Below are 26,479 nucleotides of genomic sequence, written 5' to 3'. Positions count from 1 at the left end.
GTCAGCTCTCGAACGGGTGCAGGCGGAGGGTCGAGCACTCGATCCGTCCGGGCACGACCGCCGCCTCTCCCTCGTCGGTGACGCACGTCGTGAACTCCGCCGGGGCGGTTCCCGGCGGGCTGGACACCGACAGCGGGTCGTCCTCCGCGAACGCGCCGGACTCCCACATCCGCACGCACATCGCCTCGGCATCATCGATGGAGACGACGCCGTCCGGCGTGGCGATACTCGCCGCCGCGCCGGACAGCGATCCGTCCGGATTCCGGTACGGCCCCTCGAGGCAGTAGACGATGCTCGTATCGCTGACCGGCTGCTGCTCGAGCAGCACGACGCCAGCGACGCCCGCCCCGGCGACGACGAGGACACTGCCCGCGATCGCGAGGCGGCCCCAGATGCTCTGCCACCAGGACGGACGCGAGAGGTCGCGACGCATCTGCTCGACGAGGAGGTCCTGCACCTCGCGCCGGTGCGGCATCCCTCCGGACTGGTCCGTCATGCGGTGGCCTCCTCTGCTGTCGAAGAGTACTCCTGGAGCGTCCCGCGCAAGCGCGCCTTCACGCGGGACAGGCGCGACTTCACCGTCCCCTCCGGGATGCCGAGCACGATGGCCGCTTCCGACGCGGGGAGTTCGTGCACCACGCACAGGACCAGGACGCTCGCGTCCCTGGTGTTCAGCGCGAGCAGAGCGTCCCGGACGCCGCGCGAGATCTTCAGGAAGTCCATGGCGCGCGCGACCTCGTCGGCATGATCGGGCACGTCGCCGTCACGCGGGATCCGGCTGAGCAGCCGTTGATACCGCCGCCGCGACCGCAGGCTGTTCTTGGCCGCGTACGAGGTCGTCGCGAGCAGCCACGGAAGAACAGACCCCTCGACCACCCGGACTTTATCCCGCTTCCGCCAGAGCTCGAAGAACGCCGTCGCCGCCACCTCTTCGGCATCCCAGGTGGTGCGCATCAACACGAGCGACATCCGGAAGACCGGCGCCTGGTGGCGCTCGTGCAGCATCCGATAGGCCGGTTCGTCACCACGCGACAGACGGAAGAGGAGTTCGCCGTCGTCAGGCGTTCTCTCTCGGATGTCAGGCACAGGGTCACCTCGCGATACGGTCCGGGTCGACCGTCCATTCGAGTCTAAACGGGTGCGAGAAGGCCGAGACGCGTGCCCGCCGCCGAGCGGGGTCAGGCCGCTCGGCGGAGTGAGGCTGCTCGGGCGGCGCCTAGACCCAGGGCACGGATGCGATCATCTCTGGCCTCGCGCGGGCTGCGCCGGAGATATCTGTGACAGTGCGCGCGGAACGTCTCGTATGTCCCGTAGCCGCAGCGCCGTGCGATCTCCACCATCGGGGTGTCGGGTTCGTGAGCCGCGATGGTCACCGCGAGAAGCAGTCGCCGGCGCGCGAGGACTTCAGCGACGCTCGGGTGTCCGGAGAAGGCACGGTCGAGCTGGCGGCGGGAGACGAACAGTTCGCGCGCCAGCCACGCGGGACCGACGTGACGGTTCCAGTAGTGCTTGTCGATGAGATCGAGGCAACGCTCGCGAAGGTCGATGGTCTTCACATGATGTGATGTCCGGATGCGGGCGAACGGTTCCCTCAGCCGAGCCCTGTCGGGACGCGCCACGGGCACTGCAGGAATATGGACAGAGTCCCGACGCGGCCGGATGCGGGCGATCGGCCCCTCGTACACTCGTTCAATGTTCGATGAGGAGGAGTGGCAGCGCATTCGGGAAACCGCGGCCGCGAACGTCGCCGCCGCTGATCGATCGTTCCGGGCATCACGACTCGGAGCACCCGTGGAGGTCGTCGTCGGCGACTTCTTGATCGAGGGTCCGCTCGTCGATCTGTCTTGTCAGGAGTTGCAGGACTACGCCGATGCGGTTTCTCGCGGACTCCCCTACCCGCTTCTCGCCGTCTAGCCGCGACACGCGATCCAGGGCCGCGTACAGAGGCGGCGCGCTGTCCGAGGCGTCCGCGCTGAGAGGCGGCGCGCTCACCCCGCAGCGAAACGGGAAGAGCCGCCGAGATCTCTCGGCGGCTCTTCGCGATGTGGCGAGTGAGGGATTCGAACCCCCGAATGCTGCGCAGTCTGATTTACAGTCAGTGAAGTAAGTACTCTGCCAGACTCGGCACGACTCGTAATCGGCCGTGTTTCCGGGCGACGAGCACCTATCCCTGTCCGTTCCGACTCGGCTGGAATCGGCTCGACTCGGCTTCATAGGGTGCAGAATTAGGTGCACTCGCACGGCTCGCCCAGGCGCTCTCCAGCAGCCCCGCCGCCGCCCGCTTCCGCTCCTCAAGCGCGTGCGCGCACACCTTGATGAGCGTCTTGATGTCGGCGTGGCCAAGGATCTCCGCGACCACCGTGAGGTCGATTCCCGCCGCGATCATTCGCGACGCCGCCGTGTGCCGTGCCGTGTACGGCTTTGCGTGGGGCAGCCCGGCCACCTCCAGCAGCCTCGTCCATTGCTGCGCGTCGCCGGCGGGAGTGATTGGACGCCCGGGTCGTCTCGCGGAGTTGAAGACGAACGCGTGTACGACGTCGTCGGCTTCTTCCTCGTCGCGCCATTCCTCCCAGCGCGAGGCTCTGCTCATCTCGTGCAGCTGCAGGTCGCGGTGCTCTCGGAAGATGTCGGCGAGGTGACCCGGCAACGGAATCTTGCGGTGCTCCGGATCGGCCTTTGAGTCGGTCTTCGTGTACTTCACGAGCCGCAGCTTCTTGTCGACCGTCTGCACCTGCGGACAGATGAGAATGGACCCCTCGGCGAAGTCGATGTGCGGCCACTCCAGGGCGAGCGCCTCCCCCGGCCGCGGTCCGAGTTCGAGCGCGTAGATGAAGCGGGCCTTCGAACGCGAGTCCTGGATCAGAAAGCCGCTGATGCTCGGCTGGATCGTCCTGAGAATATCGACGTCGTCGCTGTGGACGTGGAACTCATCGATGAGGCGCCGGAACGCGGCGCCCCCGGTCACGACCCTCCAGCCTGTATGGATACCGTCAACGAGGCGTCAGCAAGAGCGAGCCCGCAAGGATCGCGACTACTGCTCCGACGAGAGCAACCCAACCGAACAGCGTCCCACCACCGGACCGTCCCGAACCCTGAGGAGGCTCTCCTAGCTGCGCTCTGATCTCGTCGGCTTCCTCCTCTAAATCCCGCTGTCGGCCGATAAGCTCCGCATTGAAGACTGTCGCCCTGCCCAAGGTGCCTTCTAGGAGACCCTTGTGCTCCGCCTCGATAGCGCGGAGACGGTCACGACGCGCCGCTTCGGTGAGCTCCTCGTCATTCTCGCCGTTCTGCTTCATCTGCTCCGTCGTCTCCTCGCGATTCGAGTGGAGAAGTACACCACACCGAACACTCCAGCAACCAGGACGCCGATTCCGAGTACTGGCGTTTCCCCGGAGTTCCACGAGAGCAACATCACCGCGACCCCACCGACAGCGAGGGCGAGCGCAAAGATCAAAGCTGCGACATCTTTCTTAGGGCTCATATCGTCGGTCCAATCCCGCGCTGTGCCAGCGCATCTCCGTACGTGGGCGGGCTGCATCTAACAGTTGTTCACAGCCGCTCCGATGCCGCTCACGGTATCGTAGGCTCCGCTAATCATAGTCACCGCCGCCCAGGCCCCTGCCCCTAGCGAGAGCCCGCCAGTCGGTAGTGCAGCGGCGAGCGTCGTTGAGCCGCCGATGATGCTCCCGATCCCCAAAGCAGTGTCGATGAGACCTGCGGCACAGGCATCCGTCACTGAACCTGATGGATCGACATTGTTGATGGGGTCGGCTCCCGCGTAGGCGTAGCGGTTGGCGTTAGTGGGATCCAGCGGTGCGTCGAGGGTGTCCTGTTGGGTCCAGCGTCCGAGGGTGGTGTTGTACCAGCGGTTGCCGTAGTGGACCCATCCGGTGGCTCGGTCTTGGATGCCGCCCTTGAACAGGAACGGGTTCTCCTTGACGCCGTTGCCTCCGGTGCCGCCGTCCGCGAGGACAGCGGTCCCGTACGGGTCGAAGTTGTAGGCGTACGCCTCCGCGGCGAAGTCGGTGAGCATGGCTACCGGGCTGCCCAGTCCGTCATAGACGTACAGGGTCTGGATGCCCGAGGAGCTGCGGAGCATGAGGGGCTCACCGGTGACGGGGTCGTTCTCGATGTAGGCGAGGTTGTTTCCCGCCTGTACCTGCTCGATCACGGGGAGCCCGACCTGGTTGGTGCGTCCCTAGACGAGCTTGTAGTTGCGCTCGTTGCTCTCCTGCTGGAGCACCTCTGCCTGGTTGGTGCCGGCATATTTGTAGTCGAAGGTGCCCTTGCTGTTCGCGACCTTCGTCATCTGCTGCGCACCGTTGTACGTGTACGTTCCGGCGGAGTCCTTAGTGAGGTTGCCGGTGCCGTCGTAGGTGTACCCCGCCGTGGTCACCTGGTTTCCGGCGTTGCAGGTCAGCGACTGGTTGGAAGCGCCTGCGCCGGTGACGGTGGCGGTAAGTCGGTTGCCGCGCGCGTCGTAGGTGTAGGTGTAGGTCGAAGGGTTGGTGCCACCGGTCTGAGTTGCCGTGAGCAACCGGCCCGCGGTGTCGTATCCGTAGGCGGTGACCTGACCCGTTCCGACCAGAGCGGCGGGAAGCTGATCGAAACCTAGCTCAACCGGTTCTGGTTCCGCAACGAATAGCTACTGCCCATGTCTCACATCCTGTAGTCCCGGTGAATTAGATCAACCCATGGACGCGAGGCCAAGCTGTCGGAGACGAGCTTGTCGCGCCGGGTGTGGAGTGTGGCCGCATGCCGCGGCGGTGCTGCCCGAGCGCGAGCCACGGCTCGAGGCCAGGAAGCTTGCGGAGGGCGGTGCACAGGACGCGCGTGTAGTCGTCTTCGGAGTACCCCACCCACGTCCCGACCGACTCGGTCAGGATGTCGAGACGCGCGCCCGCCGTTTCTCGCAGCTCAGCTATGACCACGTCGGGGTCGGTGGTGTAGCGGTTCCGCGAGCAGATCGCATCGAGGTGGATGCCGAGGAGGGTCTCGGGCGAGAGTCGAGCCAATGGACGGACGTCCTTCCTCCGGCCGAGAGGACACGAGGCTACGTCGCCGGCCCGACACCGATGAACACAGCACGGGTTTCGGTGGTCCGCGAGAGGGTGGGAACCGTGACCCACGCCGAGATCCTCGCCTTCGAAGCAGCTCACCCGTCGCCGAGTCCGCATCGAGACGAGCGGATCCGGCGAGATCTCGGCATCTCCCCCGTGCGCTACGCCGTCCTCCTCAGACGTGCGGCGAACTCCGGGGATGGGATCGCGGCTCATCCACTCACCGCGCGGCGGGTACGCGAGAGAGCAGACCGGCGTGCCCGCGCGCGCTTGGCGCGCGTCTCTGCGGCGGCGGCGCGAGCCGGCGCCGCCGCCGATCATAGGGTGCAAGATACGGTGCAGACGCCTGAGGGGCCCACGCGACTTTCCGCGTGAGCCCCTCAGAGACCGCGTGATTTCGCGATGGTGGCGAGTGAGGGATTCGAACCCCCGAATGCTGAGCAGTCTGATTTACAGTCAGATCCCTTTGGCCGCTTGGGTAACTCGCCGTTGCGCACCCGTCCGACTTCGACAGCCAACCGGGGGCACGAGTCATAATCATACCCGGATGCGGCGAGCCGGAGAAATCGGGGCGTCAGCTGCCGTGCACGCCCTTATCCCCTTCGCGAAGCGACTCGGGAGTGCGCAGCAGACCGCCCTCGGCGCGCACGGTCGCGGCAGCAACGTCCATGGCCCGTCCGAGCAGCGCGAGCCAGCCCGCACGGTCGGTCGGAGTCCCGCCGACGAGCCCCGCCGACACGGCCGCGAGCGTCGCATCGCCCGCGCCGACGGTGTCGACTACCCGTCCAGGGAACGTCGAGATCGGTGCATCGACGGCCCCGGCATCCGATTCCAGCGTCGCGCCGTCGGCGCCCGCTGTGGCGAGCACGGCGCTGACACCGAACCCCCGCAGCCGCCCGCGGAGTGCGTCGAGATCGCCGTCGTAGAGCAGGGCGGCGTCGTCGGCTCCGACCTTGACGATCTCGGCGTCGCGCGCCAGCCGCTCGAACCCGCGCACGAACTCGTCGCGGTCGCTGAGCATGCCCGAGCGCGGGTTCGGGTCGATCGCGAGACGCGCTCCGGCGACGGCATCCGCCAAGGCATCGACCTCGGCCGGCACGTCGAAGGGGAAGCAGCTCACGGCGACGAGCGCGGCCTCCGCGATCGCGCTGCGCGCATCGTCGGAGTAGCGGATGCTGCGCCGCTGCGCCGCCTCGTTGAAGAGATAGACGGGCTCACCGTTCGCTGCACGCTGCACGATCGCGCGCGACGAGCCGAGCGGCGCCTCGCTCTCGATCAGACGCACGTCGTGATCGCCGAGGTATTCACGGATGTGCGCGCCGGCCTCGTCGTCGCCCACCATCGCGATGAGCGTGGTCGGCACCCCAAGTCGCCGCAGCCCCACCGCGACGTTGAGCGCGGCACCGCCGACCAGTTCACGGATGCCATCGGCATCGCGGATCTCGTCGATGAGGGCGTCACCGATGACGACGGCGGTCGGCGCGGAGGAATGAGTGCTCATTCAGCCGAGATTACCGGTCGCGCCCCACTCGGCGTGCGGCATGTCAGTGTGGCCCGTGTCGGACCCTGCGGGGTACGGTGAGCGCATGAACGCACGACTCGCCGCCGGCGCGGCCACCCTGGTGCTCCTCGTCGCGCTCACCGGCTGCGGGGCCGGCGCTCCCGACGGATCCGACGTCGCCCCCTCGCCCTCGGCGACGAACGCATCGCCCGACGACACCGCCTCCCCCACCCCATCGCCGACGCCCACCACCACGGCCGTCGCGCTGCCGACCGACTGCCGCGCCATCCTCTCCGAGGACGTGTTGTCGCAGCTCGGCGAGACGCCGTTGAACGATGCCGCGTTCGGCCCGTCCGGCGTCGGAGACGACGGCACCCTGACCTGCATCTGGCGCGACCCGCGCGCCGACACCACCGGACTCGTCACCACCGTCTCCCGCATGAACCGAGGACCGGCCCTCGACATGCTCAACGCCCTCGTCGCGAACGAGGGCTTCTCGTGCTTCACGCCGGACGGCGGCACGCGGTGCGAGAAGACCTGGCAGGACCCGCAGTACCCGGTGACCGACGGCCGCACGCTGTTCTGGCGCGACGACATCCTGATCGACACCATCTACTCGAACCTCGCCCCGACCGGGTACACGTCGAGCATCATCGCGCGCCTGTTCGACTGACCTGCCGCGCGTACGAAGAAGGCCCCGGGCGGATCGCCCGGGGCCTTCTCAGTCACTCAGTACCTCAGTTATACGTACCCGGCGTGATGTCGTCCGTCGAGAACGCGTCGAAGTCGACGTAGCCGAAGTCGCCGTCGGCGTACGCCCCGTCGGATGCGAAGATCCGGTTCGGGTAGCGCTCGCTCTTGGCTTCCTCTGTGGCCTCGACCGTGACGTCGCGGTACTTCGAGAGACCGGTTCCGGCGGGGATGAGCTTACCGATGATGACGTTCTCCTTGAGCCCGACCAGCGGGTCGCGCTTGCCCTCCATGGCGGCCTGCGTGAGCACGCGGGTCGTCTCCTGGAAGGACGCGGCCGACAGCCACGACTCGGTCGCGAGCGACGCCTTGGTGATACCCATCAGCTCCGGGCGGCCCGACGCGGGGCGCTTGCCCTCTGCCACGGCCTCACGGTTGATCGACTGGTAGCGCTTGAGGTCGACCATCTCACCCGGGAGCAGGGTCGTGTCGGCGTGATCGACGACGGTGACCTTGCGGAGCATCTGACGGACGATGACCTCGATGTGCTTGTCGTGGATCGGCACACCCTGCGAGCGGTAGACGCCCTGGACGCCGCCGACGAGGTAACGCTGCACCTCGCGGGCACCCATGACGCGCATGACCTCCTTGGGGTCGAGCGTGCCGACCTGCAGGGGCTGACCGACCGTGACGTGCTGTCCGTCCTCGACGAGGAGGGTCGCACGCTTCAGCACCGGGTAGACGACGGGCTCGTCGCCGTTGTCGGGCGTCAGGATGACCTTCTTGGCCTTGTCGGTCTCGTCGATCGTGATGCGGCCGTCGGCCTCTGCGATCGGCGACGCACCCTTGGGGGTACGAGCCTCGAAGAGCTCCTGGACACGGGGCAGACCCTGGGTGATGTCATCCGCCGAGGCCGAACCACCGGTGTGGAACGTACGCATCGTCAGCTGGGTACCGGGCTCACCGATCGACTGGGCGGCGATGATGCCGACGGCCTCGCCGATGTCGACGGTCTTACCCGTCGCGAGCGAACGGCCGTAGCACTGCGCGCAGACACCGACGGCGGAGTCGCAGGTCAGGACCGAGCGCACCTTGATGGTCTCGACACCCGCCTCGACCAGCTTGTCGATGAGCACGTCGCCCACGTCGTCACCGGCAGCGGCGACGACCTCGCCCTTGCTGTCGACCACGTCGGACGCCAGGGTACGAGCGAACACCGAGTTCTCGACGTTCGCGTCGCGCACCAGCTCGCCGGCCGCGTTCGGCGCGGCGATCGGGAGCTCGAGGCCCTTCGACGTGCCGCAGTCCTCTTCGCGGATGATGACGTCCTGCGAGACGTCCACCAGACGACGGGTCAGGTAACCCGAGTCGGCGGTACGCAGAGCGGTGTCGGCGAGACCCTTACGGGTACCGTGCGTCGCGATGAAGTACTCCGCCACCGACAGACCCTCGCGGTACGAGGAGATGATCGGACGGGGGATGATCTCACCCTTGGGGTTGTTCACGAGACCACGCATACCGGCGATGTTCCGGATCTGCAGCCAGTTACCACGAGCGCCCGACGACACCATGCGGTTGATGGTGTTGTCCTCGGGGAAGTGCGCCTTCATCGCGGCCTGGACCTCGTCGGTCGCCTCGGTCCAGATCTTGATGAGCTCCTGACGACGCTCGGCGTCGGTCGTGAGGCCCTTCTCGTACTGCGACTGGACCTTCGCGGCCTGCTTCTCGTAGCCCGCGACGATCTCCGCCTTGTTCGGCGGGGTGAGGATGTCGCTCAGCGCGACGGTCACACCCGAGCGCGTGGCCCAGTAGAAACCGGCGTCCTTGATGCGGTCCAGCGTCGCCGCCGTCTCGACCTTCGGGTACTCCTCGGCCAGCTTGTTGACGATCTGCGACAGCTTGCCCTTGTCGGCCTGCTCGCGCACGAAGGGGTAGCCCTTCGGCAGCGCGTCGTTGAAGATCGCCTGTCCGAGCGAAGCGTCGACCAGGCCGTGCTTCTCGTAGCCCTCGGGAGCCTCTCCCTCGAGGAAGGTCAGACCCGGGATGCGGATGCGGACCTTCGCCTGCAGGTCGAGCGTCTTCTCGTCGTACGCCAGCTGCGCCTCGCCCACGGAACCGAACGCACGACCCTCACCGGACGCACCCTCCTTGACCGTGGTCAGGTGGTGCAGACCGATGATCATGTCCTGCGAGGGCAGGGTGACCGGACGGCCGTCGGACGGCTTCAGGATGTTGTTCGACGCGAGCATCAGCACGCGGGCCTCGGCCTGAGCCTCGACCGACAGCGGCAGGTGCACGGCCATCTGGTCACCGTCGAAGTCGGCGTTGAACGCCGCGCAGACGAGCGGGTGCAGCTGGATGGCCTTGCCCTCGACGAGCTGCGGCTCGAACGCCTGGATGCCGAGACGGTGCAGCGTGGGCGCACGGTTCAGCAGCACGGGGCGCTCGCGGATGATCTCCTCGAGCACGTCCCAGACCTCGGGACGGGTGCGCTCGACGGCGCGCTTCGCAGCCTTGATGTTCTGCGAGTGGCCGAGGTCGATCAGACGCTTGATGACGAACGGCTTGAAGAGCTCGAGCGCCATCTGCTTGGGCAGACCGCACTGGTGCAGCTTCAGCTGCGGGCCGACCACGATGACCGAACGGCCGGAGTAGTCGACGCGCTTGCCGAGCAGGTTCTGACGGAAGCGACCCTGCTTACCCTTCAGCATGTCGCTGAGGGACTTCAGGGCACGGTTGCCGGTACCGGTGACGGGGCGACCGCGGCGGCCGTTGTCGAACAGCGCGTCGACGGCCTCCTGCAGCATCCGCTTCTCGTTGTTGACGATGATCTCGGGGGCACCGAGGTCGATCAGACGACGAAGACGGTTGTTGCGGTTGATCACACGACGGTAGAGGTCGTTGAGGTCGGAGGTCGCGAACCGGCCACCGTCGAGCTGCACCATCGGGCGCAGCTCCGGGGGGATCACCGGCACGACGTCGAGGACCATGGCGGCCGGGCTCATGCCGGTCTCCAGGAACGAGTTGACGACCTTGAGGCGCTTGATCGCACGGATCTTGCGCTGACCCTTGCCCTCGGAGATCTGCAGGTGCAGGCTCTCCGCCTCGGCGGCCAGGTCGAACGACTGCAGACGACGCTGGATCGACTCGGCGCCCATGTAGGCCTCGAAGTACTGACCGAAGCGGTCCTGCAGCTCGTGGAAGACGTCGTCCTCGGGACGCAGTGCGCCGACCTCGAGCGTGCGGAAGTCCTCCCACACGCGCTCGAGCTTGGCGATCGCCTCGTCGGCACCCTTGCGGATTAGCGACATCTCCTTCTCGGCGGCGTCCTTGACCTTCTTCTTCTGGTCGGCCTTGGCACCCTCCGCCTCGAGAGCGGCGAGCTCCTCCTCCAGCTTGGCCAGGCGCTCCGCGATCTTCGAGTCGCGACGGTCGCCGAGCGTCTTCAGCTCGAGACGGATGTTGTTCTCCTGCGTGCCCAGGTCGCGGTGACGAGCATCCTCGTCGACCGAGATGACCATGTAGGCGGCGAAGTAGATGACCTTCTCGAGGTCCTTCGGCGCCATGTCGAGCAGGTAGCCGAGGCGCGAGGGCACGCCCTTGAAGTACCAGATGTGGGTGACGGGAGCGGCGAGCTCGATGTGACCCATGCGCTCACGACGGACGGAGGACTTGGTGACCTCCACGCCGCAGCGCTCGCAGACGATGCCCTTGAAGCGGACACGCTTGTACTTGCCGCAGGCGCACTCCCAGTCGCGGGACGGGCCGAAGATCTGCTCTCCGAAGAGACCGTCCTTCTCCGGCTTCAGCGTGCGGTAGTTGATGGTTTCGGGCTTCTTGACCTCACCGTACGACCATGCGCGGATGTGGTCCGCAGTGGCCAGGCCGATGCGAAGCTCGTCGAAAGTGTTTGACTCGAGCACTGATTCTCCTGTGTCGGAATTCTTTGAAGAAATCGGGGAGGGTGGGCCGCCGTGCGGCGGCCCACACCTTAGATCTCGTCGATCGAGGCGGCCTCGAAGCGGCTGGAGATGTTGATTCCGAGCTCTTCCGCAGCGCGGAAGGCCTCGTCGTCGGTGTCACGCAGGTTGACCAGCGTGCCGTCGGCCGAGAGGACCTCGACGTTCAGGCAGAGCGACTGCATCTCCTTCATGAGCACCTTGAAGGACTCGGGGATGCCGGGCTCCTGGATGTTCTCGCCCTTGACGATCGCCTCGTACACCTTGACGCGGCCGAGGATGTCGTCGGACTTGATCGTGAGGAGCTCCTGCAGCGCGTACGCGGCACCGTAGGCCTCGAGGGCCCACACCTCCATCTCACCGAAGCGCTGACCACCGAACTGCGCCTTACCACCGAGCGGCTGCTGGGTGATCATCGAGTACGGACCGGTCGAACGCGCGTGGATCTTGTCGTCGACCAGGTGGTGCAGCTTCAGGATGTACATGTAGCCCACCGAGATCGGCGCAGGGAACGGCTCACCGGAGCGGCCGTCGAACAGCTGCGTCTTGCCGGTGGAGTCGATCAGGCGCACACCGTCGCGCGTCGGGGTGGTCGAGTCCAGGAGACCGGAGATCTCCTCCTCGCTCGCACCGTCGAACACCGGGGTGGCGACCTTCGTGCCCGGAGCGGCCTCGAGCGCGTGCTCGGGCAGCTTGACGGCCCACTCGGGGGTGCCCTCGACCTTCCAGCCCTGCTTCGCGATCCACCCGAGGTGGGTCTCGAGGACCTGGCCGAAGTTCATTCGACCGGGGATGCCGAGCGGGTTGAGGACGATGTCGACCGGGGTTCCGTCCGCGAGGAACGGCATGTCCTCGATCGGCAGGATCTTGGCGATGACACCCTTGTTGCCGTGACGGCCGGCGAGCTTGTCGCCCTCGGTGATCTTGCGCTTCTGGGCGATGTAGACCACGACGCGGCGGTTCACGCCGGAGCCGAGCTCGTCGTCGCCGTCCTCGGCGTTGAACTCCTTGACGGCGATGATCGTGCCCTGCTCGCCGTGGGGCACCTTCAGGGAGGTGTCACGGACCTCGCGGCTCTTCTCGTTGAAGATCGCGCGGAGCAGGCGCTCCTCGGCCGACAGCTCGGTCTCACCCTTCGGCGTGACCTTGCCGACGAGGATGTCGCCGGGGCGGACCTCGGCGCCGATGCGGATGATGCCGCGCTCGTCGAGGTCCTTCAGGAGCTCAGGGCTGACGTTGGGGAGGTCACGGGTGATCTCCTCCTTGCCGAGCTTCGTGTCGCGGGCGTCGACCTCGTACTCCTCGATGTGGATCGAGGAGAGAGTGTCGTCCTTCACCAGGTCCTGGCTGAGGATGATGGCGTCCTCGAAGTTGTAGCCCTCCCACGTCATGAACGCGACGAGGAGGTTCTTCCCGAGCGCCAGCTCGCCGTTCTCGGTGGCGGGGCCATCGGCGATGACCTCTCCGACCTCGACGCGCTCACCGGCGCTGACGACGACCTTCTGGTTGTACGACGTGCCCTGGTTCGAGCGGTCGAACTTGCGCAGGTGGTACTCCTGCGTGCCGCCCTCGTCGAGCATGACGACGACGCGGTCTGCGGAGACCTCGGAGACGACACCGGCCTTCTCGGCGGTGAGCACGTCACCCGCGTCGATGGCGGTGTAGCCCTCCATACCGGTTCCGACGAGCGGCGAGTCGCTGCGCAGCAGCGGCACTGCCTGACGCTGCATGTTGGCGCCCATGAGCGCGCGCTGCGCGTCGTCGTGCTCGAGGAACGGCACGAGCGAGGTCGCGACCGACACCATCTGGCGCGGCGAGACGTCGATGTAGCCGATCTCCTCCGGCAGGAAGAGGTCGACCTCACCGCTGCCGCCCTTGGGGCGTGCGAGCACGTGGCTCTCGCGGAAGCGACCCTTCGCATCGAGCGGCGCGTTGGCCTGCGCGATGTTGAAGTCGACCTCCTCGGATGCCGTGAGGTAGTCGATGTGCTCGGTGACGACGCCGCCCTCGACCTTGCGGTACGGGGTCTCGATGAAGCCGAACGAGTTGATGCGCGCGAACGTCGCGAGAGCACCGATCAGACCGATGTTCGGGCCTTCAGGGGTCTCGATCGGGCACATGCGGCCGTAGTGCGACGGGTGCACGTCACGGACCTCGACGCCGGCGCGGTCACGGGAGAGACCACCCGGGCCGAGCGCGGAGAGACGACGCTTGTTCGTCAGACCGGCGAGCGGGTTGTTCTGGTCCATGAACTGCGACAGCTGCGACGTTCCGAAGAACTCCTTGATCGCGGCGACGACGGGGCGCACGTTGATCAGGGTCTGCGGCGTGATCGCCTCGATGTCCTGCGTGGTCATGCGCTCGCGGACGACGCGCTCCATGCGCGACAGACCGGTGCGGACCTGGTTCTGGATCAGCTCGCCGACCGCGCGGATGCGACGGTTGCCGAAGTTGTCGATGTCGTCGGTCGCGATGCGGATCTCGGACTGCTTGCCCGAGCGGATGCCGTCGAACGACTCGACACCGGCGTGGATGCGGACCAGGTACTTGATCGTCGCGACGATGTCGGCCACGGTGAGCACCGAGTCGGACAGGGGCGAGTCGAGACCCAGCTTGTGGTTGATCTTGTACCGGCCGACCTTCGCCAGGTCGTAGCGCTTCGGGTTGAAGTAGAAGTTGTCGAGGAGCGCGCGAGCGGCCTCGGCGGCCACCTGCTCGCCCGGACGCAGCTTGCGGTAGATGTCGCGGAGCGCATCTTCCTTGGTGACGATGGTGTCCTTCGCCAGGGTCTCCTCGATCGAGGGGAAGCCGGCGAACTCGGCGAGGATCTCCTCGCTCGACATGCCGAGCGCCTTGAGGAAGACGGTGACCGACTGCTTGCGCTTGCGGTCAATGCGGACGCCGACCTGGTCGCGCTTGTCGATCTCGAACTCGAGCCATGCACCACGGCTCGGGATCACGCGGGCCGACACGATGTCCTTGTCGGACGTCTTGTCGGGGGTCTTGTCGAAGTAGACACCCGGGGAGCGGACGAGCTGCGACACGACGACGCGCTCGGAGCCGTTGATGATGAACGTGCCCTTGTCGGTCTGGAGCGGGAAGTCGCCCATGAAGACCGTCTGGGTCTTGATCTCACCGGTGAGGTGGTTCATGAACTCGGCCTCGACGTACAGCGGGGCGGCGTACGTCTTGCCGCGCTCCTTGCACTCCTCGATCGAGTACTTCTCGGGCTCGAGGTACGGGTTCGTGAACGAGAGCTGCATCGTCTCGCCGAGGTCCTCGATCGGGGAGATCTCCTCGAAGATCTCGCCGAGTCCGGAGACCTCGTTGACGTCGGTGCGACCGGCCTGCTTGGCCTCTTCGACACGAGCCTTCCAGGCGTCGTTGCCGACGAGCCAACCGAAGGACTCGGTCTGCAGGGCGAGAAGGTCGGGGACCGTCAGCGTGTCGGAGATCTTGGCGAACGAGAGGCGGGATGCTCCGCGTCCGTTCTTGGTGGTGGTGGATGTGGATGCGTTGCGAGCAGCAGCCAAGGGAATAACCTCCGTGAGCCCCGCAGGGCTTCTCGATTCCTTTGTCGTCAGGTGGAGTTGCGCGCTCAGAAGCTCAACGGATGCCGACCACCATATGAGGGCACGGAGAAGCGAGCGCAACTACCAACTATAGACGCGATTGTGCGACATGGCAAGCTCAATCCTTGACCAATTCCGGATGCTGCGGTAAAAGCATCCGCCCTCTCCCGCCGAGACCCCGGGTTCGCCCCGAGACCCCGGGCTGCGGACGTCCGCATCCCGGGGTCTCGGCGGCAACCCGGGGTCTCGGTGAAGGTAAAGGGCGAGGTCGAGGTCGTCAGGACGCGATGTTCAGCTCGTTGCCCGGGATCGAGGCGAGCAGACGCCGCGTGTACGGGTCCCGAGGGTTCGTGAAGATCTCCTCCGAGGAGGCCGCCTCCACGAGCACGCCGTCCTTCATCACGCACACGTAGTCGCTGATCAGGCGCACCACGGCGAGGTCGTGCGAGATGAACAGGTAGCTCAGTCCGTATTCGCGCTGCAGGTCGCCGAGCAGCGTGAGGATCTGATCCTGCACGAGCACGTCGAGCGCCGACACCGGCTCGTCGCACACGATCAGGTCGGGCGACAGTGCGAGCGCCCTCGCGATCGCGACGCGCTGCCGCTGCCCGCCGGACAGCTCGGACGGGTAGCGGGTAAGCATCGACTGCGGCAGGGCCACGTCGTCGAGCAGCTGCCGCACGCGCGCACGGCGCTCGGCTCCGCTCCCCCGCCGGTAGAACTCGAGCGGCTCGGAGATGAGGCGCTCGATCGTGAACATCGGGTTCAGACTCGAGTACGGGTCCTGGAAGATCGGCTGCACGCGCTGGCGGAAGTCCTTCGTCTCCGCCTTGCTGAGCGACGACACGTCCTTGCCCTCGAAGCGGATCAGGCCACTCGTCGGTTCGATGATCTTCAACAGCATCCGCGCTGTGGTGGTCTTGCCCGACCCCGACTCCCCCACGATCGCCACCGTCTCGCCGCGCGGGATCGCGAGCGACACGTCGTTCACCGCGACGAAGTCCTCCTTCTGCCCCCGCACCGGGTAGACCTTCGTGAGGTTCTCGATCTCGACGATGTTGTCGGCAGGGCGCGGCGTGCTCTCGCTCGTCGAGCGAGAGGAGCGGGACGAGACGTCGACACTCGGCTCCTCGACCTGGAAGGCCTCCGGCCGCAGCCGCGCGGCCGCGACGGACGGCGCGGCCTTCACGAGCGACTGCGTGTACGGATGCTGCGGGGCCTCGAGGATCTGCCTGGCCGGGCCCTGCTCGACCACACGACCGCGATGCATCACGACGACGCGCTCCGCGCGCTCCGCCGCGAGGCCGAGGTCGTGCGTGATGAGCAGCACGGCGGTGCCGAGCTCGCGCGTCATCGCGCCGATCTGATCGAGGATCGTCTGCTGCACCGTGACGTCGAGCGCGCTGGTCGGCTCGTCGGCGATGAGTAGACGCGGCTTGCACGCCAGGCCGATCGCGATGAGCGCGCGCTGCCGCATGCCGCCCGAGAACTCGTGCGGGTACTGCTTCGCCCGACGCTCGGGGTCGGGCAGACCGGCGGCGCTCAGGGCCTCGACGACCTTCTCCTGCACGTTCTGCCTGGTGGCGAGGCCGTGCGCGAGCAGCGTCTCGGCGACCTGCGTGCCGATCTTCGCCACCGGGTTGAGATTCGACATCGGGTCCTGCGGGACCATGCCGATGTCGCGACCTCGGATCGCGCGCAGCTCGTTCTCGGTGGCATGCGAGATGTCGCGTCCGTCGAGGCGGATGCTGCCCGCAGCGACACGACCGCCGCCCGCGAGCAGACCGATGATGGCCATCGCCGTCGTCGACTTGCCCGATCCGGACTCGCCGACGATCGCGACGGTCTCGCCCGGCGCGATCTCGAGGTCGACGCCCTCGACGGCGTGCACCACGCCGTCCATGGTGGCGAAGTCGACGGCGAGGCCCTCGACCGACAGCAGCGGAGCGTTCGGCATCCGATTCTCCTTGTTCTCTTCCCTGACGCCGTGGTCGTTCATCGTGCCCTCGTCCTCGGGTCCATGGCCTCGCGCAGCGCTTCACCGAACAGGGTGAAGCCGAGCGCGGTGACCGCGATGCAGATGCCGGGGAGGAACGCCAGCCACGGGGCGATGGCGAGTTCGTTCTGGGCGTACGTCAGCATCCGTCCCCACTCGGCCGTCTCCGGGCGCCCGCCGCCGAGTCCGAGGAACGACAGCGCGGCCGCATCGATCACGGCGGTGGCGAGCGTGAGGGTTCCCTGCACGATGACCGGGCCGATGGCGTTCGGCAGCACATGCGACATCGTGATGCGTCCTCGGCCGAGACCCAGCGTCTGCGCCGACAGCACGTAGTCGCTCGACCGCTGCTGCAGCATCGAGGCGCGCAGCAGGCGGGCGAAGATCGGCACCTGCGAGGCCCCGATCGCGATCATGACCGCGAACGGGGTCTGCCCGAGGATGGCCGCGATCGACACCGCGAGCAGCAGGTTCGGCACCGACAGGATGATGTCAACGACGCGCATGATGACCGTGTCGACCCAGCCGCCGAACGTGCCGGCGACGAGTCCGAGCAGCATGCCGCCGACCAGACCCAGGGCGGTCGAGATGACGCCGACGAGCAACGACGCCCGCGCGCCCCAGATGAGCTTCGACAGGACATCGCCGCCGAACCGGTCGAGACCGAGCGGGAACTCCGGCAGCTCGCCGGGGCCGGGGATGTACGTCGGCGTGATGTTCCTGGCGCCGGGGAGTGCGGTCTCGGGGTAGGGAGCCAGGAGCGGCGCCAGGATCGAGACGAGCACGAAGGCCAGCACGATCGCCGCGCCGATCCACGCCGTCGGGTTGCGACGCAGACGCCGGAAGACATCGCGCCAGAAGCCGCCCGGTCCTTCTTTCAGACCGGCCCTGGCGACCGCGACCGTGTCGACGACCTCGCCGCCTGCGGCGGACGGGCCCTGGGCGGGTGGGAGCGAGATGCTCATGACACCGCCTCCTCTGCGGGGGACTTCGAGTGGATAACGCCGGTCATCACTGCACCCGCACTCTCGGATCGATGAGGCTGTACGACACGTCGACCGCGAGGTTGATCAGCGCGTACGCGATGGCGATGAAGATGATGAAACCCTGCAGCACGGGGAAGTCCCGCGTGAAGATCGCCCTCGCGAGGAACGAGCCGATGCCGGGGAAGGCGAACACGGTCTCGGTGAGCACGGCCCCCGAGATGAGGAGCCCGGTCTGCAGGCCGATCGTCGTGACGACCGGCAGCATGGCGTTGCGGAGGATGAACCGGTTGCGAAGGGTCGTCGAACCGACGCCCTTCGCACGACCGGTGCGCACGAAGTCGGCGTTCTGCACCTCGAGGACGCTGGCCCTCGTGATGCGCACGATGATCGCGAGCGGGATCGTGCCGAGCGCCAGCGCCGGGAGGATCAGATGCAGGATGGCATCCCACGACGCGTCGAACTCGCCGGTGATGAGGCCGTCCCACACATAGAACCCCGAGACGTGGGTCGCGTCGATGCGCGGATCCTGTCGGCCGTCCGACGGCAGCCAGCCGAGCTGCACCGCGAACACGTATTTGAGGATGAACGCGAGGAAGAACACCGGGATGGTGATGCCGATCAGGCTGAGCACCACCGACGCGTGGTCGGTGAGCTTGCCGTGACGGCGGGCGGCCAAGTACCCGAGGGGGATGCCGACGCCGACCGCGAAGATGAGAGCCATGACGCTCAGCTCGATCGTCGCGGGGAACCGGCGGAAGAACTCCTCCATCACGGGGCGGTTCGTCTGGATGGACGTGCCGAAGTCACCCTGCACGAGGCGAGACGCCCAGATGAAGTACTGCTCGAGGATGGGTCGGTCGAACCCGTAGAGCTCGTTGATCCTGGCGACGGCATCGGGGGTCGCCTTCTCACCGAGAAGCGCGACGGCCGGACCGCCGGGGAGGGCCCTGACCCAGGCGAACAGCAGGATGCTGAGGCCGACCAGGGTGGGGATGAGGAACAGCAGTCGCCTGCCGATGGTGCGCAGCAAAGAGGTCTCCTAACCGGTGGTCGTCGAGCGAGCGGAGCGAGACGAAACGCAGGTTCCGCAAGGGTCCCTGCGTTTCGTCTCGTCGCTTCGCTCCTCGCTCGACGGCCTGTTGGCGTCAGCCTGTTACTTGGTGAGGACGATGTCCGTGAAGACCTCGTCGTTCACCGGGCTGGCCGGGTAGCTCTTCACGCGGGCGTCGAACGCGAGCGTCGGAGCCGGGTGCGCGAGCGGCACACCGGGGATGAACTGCGCCACCATCTCGTTGATGTCCTCGTACAGGGCGGTCTGATCCTCGAGGCTCGGGACGCCGCGCGCCTCGTCGAGCTTCTGGAACAGCTCGGGGTTGTCGAAGCCCCACTCCGCGCTCTGTTGGCCGAAGAACACGCCGACGAAGTTGTCGGTGTCGTTGTAGTCGCCGGTCCAGCCGAGCAGGTGGATGCCGTGGTCCGACGTGCCGGTGATGCGGTCGAGGTACTCGCCCCACTCCTGCGACACCGGGTTGGTCTGGACGCCGACCTCGGCGAGCTGCGACGAGAGCACCGTGAAGATCTGCTCGGGGTCCGGCATGTACGGACGCGAGACGTTGACCGGGTAGTCGAACTCGAGGGTCAGCGGGTTCGCCTCGGTGTAGCCGGCCTCGGCGAGCAGCGACTTGGCCTTCTCGGGGTCGAAGTCGTACGTCGTGACGTCGGGGTTGTAGCCGTTGACCGTGTCGGGCACGAACTCGATCGCCTTCTCGGTGCCCTCGGGCAGGACCTGGCTGATCAGGGCGTCCTTGTCGATGGCGTACGAGAGCGCCTCACGGACCTTCGGGTCCTGCAGCTCGGGGATCGCCTGGTTGAACGCCAGGTAGAGGATCGTGAACGGAGGGCGCGAGACCATCGTGAAGCCCTTGTCCTCGAGAGCCTTCGTGTCGGCGGGGCCGACGAGGTCGTAGCCGTCGATCGAGCCGGACTCGAGAGCCTGACGGCGGGCCGTCGGGTCGTCGATGGTGCGGAAGATGATCTCGTCGATCTGACCCGCCTCGCCCCAGTAGTCGCCGTAGGCCTTGAGCGAGACCTGCTCGCCGGGAGCCCACTCCTCGAACTGGTACGGGCCGGTGCCGACCGGGTGCCCCATGGCGTACTCCGAGAGCACGGGCGCCTCGGCGGTGCCGCTCACGTCGTCTGCACCGAACTCCGCCATCGCCGAGGGGCTCTGCATGCCGAACGCCGGCAGCGAGAGCGAGGCGACGAAGCCGGCGAAGGGCTTGTTGAGCTCGATGGTGACGGAGGTGTCTCCGTCGGGCGTGCACGACTTGTAGACGGCGTTCGCCGGGTCGGACGCGTAGCCCTTGAAGAGCTTGTTGTAGTAGTAACCCAGGGCCTCGGAGGCGGCGAGGCCGGTCCAGTTGTACCAGCGGTCGAAGTTCGCGCACACGGCCTCGGCGTTGAACGGGGTGCCGTCGTGGAAGGTCACGCCCTCCTTGAGGGTGAACGTGTGAGTCATGCCGTCGTCCGACGACTCCCACTTCTCGGCGAGGAGGGGCGCGGGGTCTGCGGTGCCCGGCTCGGTGCCGACGAGACCCTCGAAGATCTGGCGGGAGACGCGGAAGGTCTCGCCGTCCTGGGCGAAGGCGGGGTCGAGGCTCGCCGGGTCGGAAGACGCCGCGAAGACGAACGTGCCGTCGACGTCGCCCGATGCGCCGCCGTCGCTGTCGCCGCGCTGACTGGCGACGCATCCTGACAGGACCAGCGCTGCGAGCGCCGCTCCGGAGACGGCGATGAGACCTCGCCGGCGTGTGATCGAGTGGTGCATGTGAAGAATGACCTTCCCTGTGGGGCGCTGCTTTGCGCGATCGGGGAGTTGTCGCCCCGGCTCACGGTGATTCCTTCGAAGCTACCCAGCGGATCCACAGATGCCAATCACCGGATCATCTCAATCGGGTATCGGCTGGAAGCGGAAGGCTGCTCAGTGCCCGGCGGCGCGGCGCCGAGGGGCAGCGGCCTCGTGCGTGAGCTGCAGCGGAATGACGACGGGCTCGCCGCGGTGCTGCACGACCCGCACGAAGAGGATGTCGACGAGGGCGAGCTGCGCGATCCGACTCGACATCGCCGCCATGCGGAACGGCGATTCCTGCGCGTGGGTGAGGAGCACGGCGTCGGCGGCGAGGGCGAGCGATGAGTCCGACACGTTGGTGATGGCGACCGTGAGCGCACCCGCGTCGCGGGCGACCTCGACGCCCCGCACGACCTCTTGGGTCTCGCCACCGTGCGACACGGCGACGACGACGTCGGCCGAGGTGCGGATCGACGCGGCGGTGAGAGACAGATGGGGGTCGGACGAATGTGCGGCCGAGCATCCGATCCGGGAGAGCTTCTGCTGCAGGTCCTGCGCGGTCAGAGACGACGACGCCTGTCCGAGGATCTGGATGTGCCGGGCGTCGACGATCGCTCGCGCCGCGCGGTCGAGCGCCGCGGCATCGAGGCCGCGAGCGGTCTTCTCGATCGCGTCGATCTCCTGCGCGGCGAGCTTCGCGGCGATCGCCGTCGGGTCGTCGTCGCGGTCGATGGCTGTGGTGTCGAGGCCGAACCGCGCCTGCTGCGCCTGGGCGAGGGTCATCGACCGGGCGACGGCGACGCGGAGCTCCCGGTACCCGCTGAAGCCGAGCGACTGCGCGAAGCGCGCCACGGTCGACAGCGACGTGCTGCACAGTCGCGCCAAATCGTTGATGGCGAGATCGACGACCAGCGTGGGGTCGCCGAGTATCGTCTCGGCGACTCGCGCTTCGGCAGCACTCAGTCGGGGAACGGATCGGCGCACCAGCGCGAGAACGTCAGCGTCCACGGTGACATCTTGCCTCAGACCCGGCGTTAAGCCACGCCCTGTGACGAAACGCGTGGACCGGATGCCGTGCGTAGGCGTGCCCGCGCGGCCTCGGCACCGGCCCGGCTGGCAGCGCCGACCTCGACGACGGGGAGCGGCAACGGCGTCTCGGGGGCGAGCCCGACGTTCACGACGACCGCGTGCGGGTCGCGCTGCGCGGCCCTGTCGACGAGATCGCGCTGGGCGGGGTCGGCGTCGGGCCGGTCGATCAGCACTACGGTCAGCCCCTCGGCCGCCACGGCCGCGTCGAGCGCCGCATCCTGCTGCTCGACCGACTCCCGGGCGACGTCGAGTCGCACCCGGTAGCCGTCTTCGGCCAGCGCCGCGGCCACGTAGCCGGCGGCACTGTCGACCGCGAGGGTCGAGCGCCGCCGCGCGTCGACGACGGCCAGAGCCTCCGCCTCCGCCACAGCGCCCGTCACGGCTCGGGTGACGATCTCGACGGCATCGAAGGGGGTGGACTGGGACGCGGCATCCCTCGCCTGCAGCGTGTGCGCGAGACGCGCGACCCGTCGAGCGGCCTCCTCGACGCGCTCACGCGACAGCGAGCCGTCGCGCAGAGCCGCGACGATGCCCTCGCGGGCTGCGTGGAAGTCGCGCTCGTCCTGGTCGGATGCCGCGGCCTCGCCCGGGTTGGTGGGGTTGCCTATGCAGAGCAGGTCGGCGCCGGCCGCGAGGGCTCGCGCCGCTCCCCCGCCGAGCCCCACGGTCTCGCGGATGGCCGCCATGTCGAGAGCGTCGGTGATGATGACGCCGTCGAAACCCCAGTCGCGCAGCATCCCGAGCACTCGCGGGTTGAGCGTGGCGGGTTCCGAGCCCCATGCCGGGACGATGATGTGCGCGGTCATGATGCTGTCGACGCCGGCCTCGACCGCAGCGCGGAACGGTGCGAGGTGCACGCGCTCGAACTCGTCGACGTCGAGCGCGATCTCGGGCAGCGCATGGTGCGAGTCGAGGTGCGTGTCACCGTGACCGGGGAAGTGCTTGACGCAGGCGGCGACGCCGCCGGTCTGGATGCCGTCGACCTCGGCCAGCACGTGCCGTGAGACGAGCTCCTCGTCGCTGCCGAAGGAGCGCACGCCGATGACGGGGTTCCGCGGATCGGTGTTCACATCGGCCACCGGCCCGAGCACGACGTTGCCGCCGATCGCTGCGACCCGGCGGGCGAGCTCCGCACCGGTCGCCCTCGACGCCTCGACGTCGTCGACCCGGCCCAGCTGAGCGGCTCCGGGGAGCGTCGACCCCGTCGTGGACTCGAGGCGGGTGACGCTTCCGCCCTCCTCGTCGATGCCGATCAACGCGGCGGGGTTCGCCGCGAGGATCGCATCGCTCAGGCCAGGCAGGTCGACGCCGACGTTCTGGCCGAAGTACACGACCCCCGCCAGACCGTTCCGGAGCTCGGCGAGCAGCCACTCCGGCGCCTCGGTGCCGAAGAACCCCGGCCACAGCACGCCGTTGGCGAGGCGTTCGAGCTCGTCGGTCATCCCTTCACCGCTCCGGCGACCATTCCGGCCGAGAGGCGGCGCTGCACGATCACGAAGAAGATCATGACGGGGAGCGTGATGATCGTCGACGCGGCCATGATGCTGCCCCAGTCGTTCGCGTACAGGCCGAAGAACGACTTGAGCCCGATCGACACCGTGTACTGGTCGGTCTGAGCCCCGAGGATCGTCATGGCGAAGATGAACTCGTTCCACGCCGTGATGAAGCTGAAGATGCTGGTCGCGACGAGACCCGGCATCACCAGCGGCAGCAGGATCGACCGGAACATGCGCCACCAGCTCGCGCCGTCGATGTAGGCGGCCTCTTCGAGCTCCACGGGCACCGCCGCGACGAATCCGCGCAGCATCCAGATGCCGAAGGCGAGCGAGAGCGCCACGTAGACGACCATGAGACCCAGGATGCTGTTGAGCAGTCCCAGGCTCTTGACCTGCAGGAACAGCGGGATGACGAGCGCCTCGAGCGGCACCATCTGCACCACGAGGATCATCATGAGGATCGTCGTGCGGAACTTGAACTTGAACCGCGCGACGGCGACGGCGGCGAGCAGGCACACGAGGGCGCTCACGAGCACCGTCACGAGGGCCACGATCGCCGAGTTGCGGAGGAAGGTGCCGAACCCGCCGTCGGTGAGCACGAACGCGAAGTTGTCGAGCGTGAACTCCTGGGGAAGGAGCGACTGGCCACCCGACGACGCCTTCTTGTCGAAGGCGCTGGAGACCATCCAGTAGACGGGGAACAGCGTGAAGAGCAGGACGGCGGCGACGCCGATCCCCACACCGATGCGCGAGCGGAGCCGGGGGCGCGGGTTCACAGCTCGTCCTCCTTCATGAGCGACCGGATGTAGACGATCGTGATGCCGATCAGCACGAGCGTGAGCAGCACGGCGAGCGCCGCACCGAAGCCGTAGCGGTTCTGGCCGAAGGACTCCACGTACGACCAGACACCGAGGTTGAGGACCTGTCGGTTGCCTCCCCCTCCGCCCGGCATCAGGTAGACCTGCGCGAACACCTTGAAGTCCCAGATGGTCGACAGGATGATGACGACCGAGAAGACGGGCTTGAGAGTCGGGAAGATGATCTTCCAGAACCGCGTCCAGGCGCCTGCGCCGTCGAGCGCCGCCGCCTCGAGCATCTCCTTCGAGACGCCGAGCAGACCGGCGAGCACGGTGATCGCGACGAACGGGAATCCGTGGTGCACGACGTTGAGCAGGACGATGGCGTAGAACGACCACTGGTTCGTGAACCAGTTGACCGAGCCGTCCATCAGCCCCAGGTCCTTCAGGACCGCGTTGAAGATGCCGCGGTCGGCATCGAAGATGAAGGTCCAGACGTACGTCCCGGTCACGGCGGGCATCGCCCACGCGACCATGATGCAGCTGGAGACGATGGTGCGCCACACCGGGCCGAGCCGCGCGAGCAGCAGGGCCACGAGCGTGCCGACGGCCACGGTGACGAACACCGCGACGGCGGCGAAGCCGACGGTGTTGGGCAGCACCACCGTCCAGAGGGTCGGGTTGGTGAGCGCCTCGGCGTAGTTCTCGAGGCCGATCCAGTTGTTCTCCCCCGTGTTGATCTCGCGCAGGCCGTAATCCTGCAGCGAGTAGATGACCACCTGGACGAGCGGCCAGAGCATGAGCACCGCGAGGATGATCAGCCCGGGAGCGAGAAGGAGCCAGGGGCGGGCCGTGATCAGCGAGAGGCCTCGCTTCTTCGGCCGGCCGCCGGCCACGGGGGCGGAGCTGGGCTCCGCCTCCGTGGCCGGCAGTGGCGCGTGCACCATCGACATGGGGTGATATTGCCTAACTGTCTTACTGGTTGAGCAGCTCGGTCATCTCAGCAGCGGCATCCTTCGTCGCCGTGGCGACGTCCTTCTGCCCGCTGAGGATGGCCTGGATCATCGCGTTGGTCGTCTTCTTCGCCTGGACGGCGCCGAAGTTCGGGGTGACCGGCACGGATGCGCCACCCTCGACCATCTGCTCTGCGAACGGGGCGACGAGCGGGTCGGTCGAGGCGAGCGCCTCTTCCATCGCCGACTGCACGCCGGGGAAGTAGCCGGTCTCGTTCGCCCACTTCTCGGCGAACTCGCCCGTGGTCATGAGCTTGACGAACTCCCAGGCCAGGTCGGCGTTCTTCGTCGTGTTGAAGACCGAGAGGTGCGACCCACCGAGCACGGACGGAGCGATGCCGCCGTCCTCACCGGGGATCACGGCCGCGCCGATCTTTCCGTCGAGGTCGGGGTTGGCCTCGATGAGAGCCTTGGGGGTCCACGAGCCCGAGAGCATCATGGCGACGTTGCCCTGCGTGAACGCGTCACGGAGGTCGGTCTCCTTCCACGTGGTGGCGCCGGCCGACGAGAAGCCGTGCTCGGTCGCGAGACCCGTGTAGAACTCGATGCCCGCCTGCGACTCCGTGCTGTCGAGCTCGCTGGTCCACTCGCCGCCGCTCTGCGTGGCGACCTCGCCACCGGCGCCCCAGACCCAGGGGTAAACCTGGAACTCGGCGTCGCCGGGAACGGGGAAGGGCAGCATGTCGGGCTTGGCGGCCTTGATCGCGTCACCAGCGGCGACGATGTCGTCCCAGGTCTTCGGGGCCTCGAGGCCGAGCTCCTCGAACACGTCGGTGCGGTAGACGATCGAACGCACTCCGGCGTACCAGGGCATGCCGTACAGCTCGTCGTCGTAGGTGCCTGCGACGGCGAGGCCCTCGACGAGGTCGTCGCGCAGGCCGTCCTCGGCGTCGACGTACTCGTCGAGCGGCTCGAGCGCGCCGGCGTCGGCGAACTCGGCGGTCCAGGTGGTGCCGGTCTCGGCGATGTCAGGGGTGGTGCCGCCGGCGATCGAGGTGACGAACCGGTCGTGGGCGTCCGCCCACTGAATCTCCTCGATCTTGACCGTCGCACCGGTCTCGTCCTCGAAGGCCTTCGAGACCTCGTCGTAGAAGGCGCTGGAGTCGGGGTTGGTGCCCTTCATGATCCAGACGGTGAGCTCCTGGCCTTCGCCGTCGGTCGCTCCGCCGTTGTCGCCGCCGGTGCTTCCGCCGGCGCAGGCCGCCAGGCCCAGGGTGGCCACAGCGCCGAGCGCCACGACCGGAAGGATGCGCTTGTGCATCAGGGATCTCCTCTTTGAACGTCCTGGCGGCATCGGGTGCTGCCTACCACGTAGGAAAAAGTATTCACGACTAACTAATTACCTGCAAGTTTCTCTCAGAAACGTCATGCAGCCGTAACATCGGGCTCGAAGGGGGCCACGGGTAGGCTCGGCCGCATGCCAGGCGCCCTCGACGACACGACCAGATCGACCGTCGCGCGACACGCGACCC

General features: G+C 67.3%; 23 protein-coding genes and 2 tRNA genes. 3 read left to right on the top strand and 22 right to left on the bottom strand.

Annotation, left to right across the window (positions count from 1 at the left end; translation table 11 throughout):
- Position 1: 1 nt before the first annotated feature.
- The 3 genes from FSY98_RS12065 to FSY98_RS12055 form a co-directional block, all read right to left on the bottom strand.
- Positions 2-496 carry a hypothetical protein gene (locus tag FSY98_RS12065; RefSeq protein ID WP_144876925.1) on the bottom strand — a complete coding sequence of 165 codons (495 nt, stop codon included), beginning with the start codon at positions 494-496 and terminating at the stop codon, positions 2-4.
- Entirely contained in the window at positions 493-1,086 is a 594-nt protein-coding gene (locus FSY98_RS12060; RefSeq protein WP_144876924.1) for an RNA polymerase sigma factor, read from the bottom strand. The genes FSY98_RS12065 and FSY98_RS12060 overlap by 4 nt, the downstream gene beginning before the upstream one ends.
- A gap of 92 nt (positions 1,087-1,178) precedes the next feature.
- Positions 1,179-1,556: a helix-turn-helix domain-containing protein gene (locus tag FSY98_RS12055; protein WP_186307667.1), complete on the bottom strand. Its 378-nt coding sequence runs from the start codon at positions 1,554-1,556 to the stop codon at positions 1,179-1,181.
- A gap of 136 nt (positions 1,557-1,692) precedes the next feature.
- Between FSY98_RS12055 and FSY98_RS12050 the strand changes: the two genes are divergently transcribed.
- Positions 1,693-1,914 carry a hypothetical protein gene (locus FSY98_RS12050; RefSeq protein WP_144876922.1) on the top strand — a complete coding sequence of 74 codons (222 nt, stop codon included), beginning with the start codon at positions 1,693-1,695 and terminating at the stop codon, positions 1,912-1,914.
- Between the two features lie 131 nt (positions 1,915-2,045).
- Here FSY98_RS12050 and FSY98_RS16745 read toward each other — a convergent pair.
- The 6 genes from FSY98_RS16745 to FSY98_RS16740 all read right to left on the bottom strand — a co-directional run bounded on the left by FSY98_RS16745 (position 2,046) and on the right by FSY98_RS16740 (position 5,015).
- A tRNA-Tyr gene (locus FSY98_RS16745) sits at positions 2,046-2,117 on the bottom strand.
- Between the two features lie 47 nt (positions 2,118-2,164).
- On the bottom strand, positions 2,165-2,965 hold the full coding sequence (locus FSY98_RS12045; RefSeq protein ID WP_186307666.1) for a site-specific integrase: 801 nt from the start codon (positions 2,963-2,965) through the stop codon (positions 2,165-2,167).
- Positions 2,966-2,990: 25 nt separating this feature from the next.
- Positions 2,991-3,296: a hypothetical protein gene (locus FSY98_RS12040; RefSeq protein ID WP_144876920.1), complete on the bottom strand. Its 306-nt coding sequence runs from the start codon at positions 3,294-3,296 to the stop codon at positions 2,991-2,993.
- A 242-nt stretch (positions 3,297-3,538) separates the two neighbouring features.
- On the bottom strand, positions 3,539-4,171 hold the full coding sequence (locus FSY98_RS12035) for an RHS repeat-associated core domain-containing protein (RefSeq protein WP_144876919.1): 633 nt from the start codon (positions 4,169-4,171) through the stop codon (positions 3,539-3,541).
- Positions 4,172-4,198: 27 nt separating this feature from the next.
- Positions 4,199-4,588 carry a hypothetical protein gene (locus tag FSY98_RS12030; protein ID WP_144876918.1) on the bottom strand — a complete coding sequence of 130 codons (390 nt, stop codon included), beginning with the start codon at positions 4,586-4,588 and terminating at the stop codon, positions 4,199-4,201.
- 94 nt (positions 4,589-4,682) lie between these two features.
- Positions 4,683-5,015 (bottom strand): hypothetical protein, encoded by a 333-nt coding sequence (locus FSY98_RS16740; protein ID WP_186307664.1) that lies wholly within the window; start codon positions 5,013-5,015, stop codon positions 4,683-4,685.
- Between the two features lie 60 nt (positions 5,016-5,075).
- Here FSY98_RS16740 and FSY98_RS17030 point away from each other — a divergent pair, with 60 nt between their 5' ends.
- Positions 5,076-5,435 (top strand): DUF3263 domain-containing protein, encoded by a 360-nt coding sequence (locus FSY98_RS17030; protein WP_396652353.1) that lies wholly within the window; start codon positions 5,076-5,078, stop codon positions 5,433-5,435.
- 28 nt (positions 5,436-5,463) lie between these two features.
- Here FSY98_RS17030 and FSY98_RS12020 read toward each other — a convergent pair.
- Both FSY98_RS12020 and FSY98_RS12015 read right to left on the bottom strand, forming a co-directional pair.
- Positions 5,464-5,548 (bottom strand) — tRNA-Tyr (locus FSY98_RS12020).
- An 86-nt stretch (positions 5,549-5,634) separates the two neighbouring features.
- Positions 5,635-6,561, bottom strand: coding sequence for a PfkB family carbohydrate kinase (locus FSY98_RS12015; RefSeq protein ID WP_144876916.1), 927 nt, complete (start codon positions 6,559-6,561; stop codon positions 5,635-5,637).
- An 85-nt stretch (positions 6,562-6,646) separates the two neighbouring features.
- On the opposite strand from FSY98_RS12015, the gene FSY98_RS12010 reads away from it, so the two are divergent.
- The gene (locus FSY98_RS12010) at positions 6,647-7,234 is read left to right on the top strand and encodes a hypothetical protein (protein WP_144876915.1); all 588 of its coding nucleotides are present in this window, start codon (positions 6,647-6,649) and stop codon (positions 7,232-7,234) included.
- A 64-nt stretch (positions 7,235-7,298) separates the two neighbouring features.
- Here FSY98_RS12010 and rpoC read toward each other — a convergent pair whose 3' ends face one another.
- The 11 genes from rpoC to FSY98_RS11955 form a co-directional block, all read right to left on the bottom strand.
- Positions 7,299-11,174 (bottom strand): DNA-directed RNA polymerase subunit beta', encoded by a 3,876-nt coding sequence (rpoC, locus tag FSY98_RS12005; RefSeq protein ID WP_144876914.1) that lies wholly within the window; start codon positions 11,172-11,174, stop codon positions 7,299-7,301.
- Positions 11,175-11,242: 68 nt separating this feature from the next.
- Positions 11,243-14,743: a DNA-directed RNA polymerase subunit beta gene (locus FSY98_RS12000; protein WP_144876913.1), complete on the bottom strand. Its 3,501-nt coding sequence runs from the start codon at positions 14,741-14,743 to the stop codon at positions 11,243-11,245.
- Positions 14,744-15,059: 316 nt separating this feature from the next.
- Positions 15,060-16,739, bottom strand: coding sequence for an ABC transporter ATP-binding protein (locus tag FSY98_RS11995; protein WP_144876912.1), 1,680 nt, complete (start codon positions 16,737-16,739; stop codon positions 15,060-15,062).
- A gap of 38 nt (positions 16,740-16,777) precedes the next feature.
- Positions 16,778-17,743 (bottom strand): ABC transporter permease, encoded by a 966-nt coding sequence (locus FSY98_RS11990; RefSeq protein ID WP_144876911.1) that lies wholly within the window; start codon positions 17,741-17,743, stop codon positions 16,778-16,780.
- Between the two features lie 46 nt (positions 17,744-17,789).
- Positions 17,790-18,794: an ABC transporter permease gene (locus FSY98_RS11985; protein ID WP_144876910.1), complete on the bottom strand. Its 1,005-nt coding sequence runs from the start codon at positions 18,792-18,794 to the stop codon at positions 17,790-17,792.
- 123 nt (positions 18,795-18,917) lie between these two features.
- Positions 18,918-20,591, bottom strand: a complete 1,674-nt coding sequence (locus tag FSY98_RS11980) for an ABC transporter substrate-binding protein (RefSeq protein WP_144876909.1) — start codon at positions 20,589-20,591, stop codon at positions 18,918-18,920.
- A gap of 153 nt (positions 20,592-20,744) precedes the next feature.
- Entirely contained in the window at positions 20,745-21,620 is an 876-nt protein-coding gene (locus tag FSY98_RS11975) for a MurR/RpiR family transcriptional regulator (protein ID WP_144876908.1), read from the bottom strand.
- A gap of 26 nt (positions 21,621-21,646) precedes the next feature.
- Positions 21,647-23,143, bottom strand: coding sequence for a glycoside hydrolase family 3 protein (locus FSY98_RS11970; protein ID WP_144876907.1), 1,497 nt, complete (start codon positions 23,141-23,143; stop codon positions 21,647-21,649).
- A complete protein-coding gene (locus tag FSY98_RS11965) occupies positions 23,140-23,973 on the bottom strand; it encodes a carbohydrate ABC transporter permease (RefSeq protein WP_144876906.1) in 834 nt (277 codons plus the stop codon). The genes FSY98_RS11970 and FSY98_RS11965 overlap by 4 nt, the downstream gene beginning before the upstream one ends.
- The gene (locus FSY98_RS11960) at positions 23,970-24,947 is read right to left on the bottom strand and encodes a carbohydrate ABC transporter permease (RefSeq protein WP_144876905.1); all 978 of its coding nucleotides are present in this window, start codon (positions 24,945-24,947) and stop codon (positions 23,970-23,972) included. The genes FSY98_RS11965 and FSY98_RS11960 overlap by 4 nt, the downstream gene beginning before the upstream one ends.
- A 22-nt stretch (positions 24,948-24,969) precedes the next feature.
- Positions 24,970-26,268, bottom strand: a complete 1,299-nt coding sequence (locus FSY98_RS11955; RefSeq protein WP_144876904.1) for a sugar ABC transporter substrate-binding protein — start codon at positions 26,266-26,268, stop codon at positions 24,970-24,972.
- Between the last annotated feature and the right edge of the window lie 211 nt (positions 26,269-26,479).

This window comes from Microbacterium sp. 1.5R (assembly GCF_007667425.1).
Classification (GTDB): domain Bacteria; phylum Actinomycetota; class Actinomycetes; order Actinomycetales; family Microbacteriaceae; genus Microbacterium.
This window is presented reverse-complemented; position numbering and strand designations above follow the sequence as displayed.